The organism is Actinotalea ferrariae CF5-4 (genome assembly GCF_000603945.1).
Classification (GTDB): Bacteria; Actinomycetota; Actinomycetes; order Actinomycetales; family Cellulomonadaceae; genus Actinotalea; species Actinotalea ferrariae.
Genome location: NZ_AXCW01000360.1, coordinates 1 through 3038, shown reverse-complemented (window position 1 = coordinate 3038; position 3038 = coordinate 1). Strand labels below are relative to the sequence as shown.

Below are 3038 nucleotides of genomic sequence, written 5' to 3'. Positions count from 1 at the left end.
CGCCGTCGTCCGCACCGCCGTCGTCAGCACCGCCGTCGTCCGCACCGCCGTCGTCAGCACCGCCGTCGCCCGACGACGCCCCCGCCACACCCGCGCTCAGCCCGCACGCGGAGGAGGTCCGCGCCGGGTACGCGAGCACCGGACCGGTCCTCCCGCTCGGCGCCCTCGTCGAGGACGGCGTCGCCGTGCCCGCGGCGGCCGTCGGGCTCCCCCTGTCGACGCTCAACCGCCACGGCCTGGTCGCCGGCGCGACCGGCACGGGCAAGACCCGGACCCTGCAGCTCATGGCCGAGGGGCTCTCCGCCGCCGGTGTCCCCACGTTCCTCGCGGACGTCAAGGGCGACCTGTCCGGCATGGCGACCCCGGGGACGGCGTCGGACCGCCTGCGGGGACGGGCCGCCGACGTCGGCCAGGCGTGGGAGGCGACCGCGTTCCCCGTCCAGCTCCTCACGCTCGGCGGGCTGGGGACCGGCACCCCGGTCCGGACGACCGTCACCGACTTCGGTCCCCTGCTCCTTGCGAAGGTCCTGGGCCTCAACGCGACGCAGGAGTCCAGCCTGCAGCTCGTCGTCCACTGGGCCGACGCCCAGGGCCTCGCACTGCTGGACCTCGCCGACCTGCGCTCGACCATCGCCTTCCTCGTGTCCGACGAGGGCGCGGCGGAGCTCAAGGGCATCGGCGGGATCTCCCGGGCGACCGCGGGGGTCATCCTGCGCGAGGTGGCCGGCCTCCAGGCCCAGGGCGCCGACGCGTTCTTCGGGGAGCCCGCGTTCGAGACGGCGGACCTCCTGCGGACCGCCCCGGACGGCCGCGGCGTCGTCACGGCGCTGCAGCTGCCCGCCGTCCAGGACCGGCCCGGGCTGTACTCGACGTTCCTCATGTGGCTGCTCGCCGACCTCTTCGAGGAGCTCCCCGAGGTCGGCGACGTCGAGCGACCCCGGCTCGTGTTCTTCTTCGACGAGGCCCACCTGCTCTTCGCCGACGCGTCCCGGGAGCTCCTCGCCAGCGTGACCCAGACGGTCCGGCTGATCCGGTCCAAGGGCGTGGGCGTCTGGTTCGTGACGCAGACGCCGAAGGACGTCCCCGCGGACGTCCTCGCGCAGCTCGGCGGACGCGTCCAGCACGCCCTGCGGGCCCACACGCCCGACGACGCCGCGGCGCTGCGCGCGACGGTGCGGACCTACCCGGCGTCCGACCACGACCTCGAGGAGCTGCTCACGACCCTCGGGACCGGCGAGGCGGTCGTCACCGTGCTGTCCGAACGGGGCGCGCCGACGCCGGTGGCGTGGACCCGGCTGCGGGCGCCGCAGTCCTCGATGGAGCCGTCCGCGCCCGACGTCCTCGCCTCGCTCGTCGCCGCCTCGCCGCTGCACGACCGGTACGCCACCGCGGTCGACCGGGAGTCCGCCCACGAGCTGCTCGCGGCCCGGACCGAGGCCGCCGCGGAGCGCTCCCGACGCTCCGTCGAGGACGAGGCGCGCCGCCGGGAGCTGGAGCGGATCGAGAAGGACCTGCGTCGCCCGGCGCCCCGGGGCGGCACCACCTCCCGGCGCACGGCCTCGCGGGGGTCCGACCCGTTGGACGCCTTCCTGCGGTCGGTGGGGACGACCCTCGGGCGGGAGATCACCCGGACGGTGCTGGGCACGCGGCGGCGTCGCTGACGAGCCGGAGCGCGCGCACGACGACGCCCGGCCCCCCTCGAGGGACCGGGCGTCGCGGTGTGCTCAGCCGTGCTCAGCAGGGCCCGGCAGTGCTCAGCGGGCGGAGCGGAACTCCGCGGTCAGCGGGCACTGGAACGGGTCGCGCGCCGCGAGACCGACCTTGTTGAGGTACCGCACGACGATCCCGTACGACTGCATCAGGGACGTCTCGGTGTACTGGATGCCCCGGGTGGCGCAGAACTCCCGCACGATCGGCTGGACGCGCCGCAGGTGGGGGCGGGCCATGCTCGGGAACAGGTGGTGCTCCACCTGGTAGTTCAGGCCGCCCATGAACCAGTCGGTGAGGCGTCCGCCCCGGACGTTGCGGCTCATGAGCACCTGACGGCGCAGGAAGTCGATCCGCGCGTCCTTGGGGACGATCGGCATGCCCTTGTGGTTCGGGGCGAAGACGGCACCCATGTAGAGGCCGAAGAGGCCCATCTGGACCGCGAGGAAGGCGAAGGCCATGCCGACCGGGAGCAGCCAGAAGACGACGGCGAGGTAGCCGCCGAGGCGCAGGGTGACGAAGGCCATCTCCACCGGACGACGCTTGACCTCGCCGCGGCCGAAGATCGTCTTGACCCCCGAGATGTGCAGGTTCAGGCCCTCGAGCAGCAGCAGGGGGAAGAAGAACCAGCCCTGGCGCTGGGCGAACCACCCGAGCACGCCCGTCCGGGCCTTCGGGACGTCCTCGGTCGTGAAGACCAGGACGCCGGTCTTGATGTCCGGGTCGGCGTCGACCTGGTTGGGCTTGGCGTGGTGGCGGCTGTGCTTGTGCTGCCACCACCCGTAGCTCATCCCCGCGTACAGGTTCGCGATGACCAGGCTGGCCCAGTCGTTCCAGCGCCCGGAGGTGAAGATCTGCCGGTGCGCGGCGTCGTGGCCCAGGAACATCACCTGGCCGAGCACGAGGGCGAGCGCCGCGGCGACGAGCAGCTGCCACCACGACTCCCCGATGAGGACGAACGCCGCGCCCAGCCCGACGAGCAGCAGGGTCAGGACCGCGAACCGGGTCCAGTAGTACCCGTGCCGCCGGCGCATCAGGCCGGCGTCCTGCACGGTCCGGGCCAGGTCGGTGAAGTCGCTGGTCTGCCGTGTCCGGGCGGTCCGGTCGGACCGTGCCCGCGGCGCGTCGGGCGCCTCGGCCGTCGTCGGGGTACGGGCCTCGGCGCCCGCGGCGATGGTCATGTCCATCTGGTGCTCCGCATCGATCAGGGGTGACCGACGCCGCGGCGACGGTCCAACCTACGGAAGCGTAACCCGGGATCCACCGCGCCACCCGGTGGCGTCCACGGCTCGTCGCGTGCACGTCCGCTCAGCCCTGATCCACCGGTCGTC

2 protein-coding genes are annotated in these 3038 nt (G+C 73.8%); one reads left to right on the top strand and one right to left on the bottom strand.

Features of this window, described 5'->3' with window-relative positions; translation table 11 throughout:
* Positions 1–1661 (top strand): helicase HerA-like domain-containing protein (locus tag N866_RS17720; RefSeq protein ID WP_034229087.1); only part of this gene is annotated, 1661 nt, incomplete at its 5' end.
* A gap of 93 nt (positions 1662–1754) precedes the next feature.
* Here the strand turns inward: N866_RS17720 and N866_RS17715 are convergent.
* Positions 1755–2894 (bottom strand): fatty acid desaturase family protein, encoded by a 1140-nt coding sequence (locus N866_RS17715; protein WP_425393977.1) that lies wholly within the window; start codon positions 2892–2894, stop codon positions 1755–1757.
* Positions 2895–3038 lie beyond the last annotated feature (144 nt).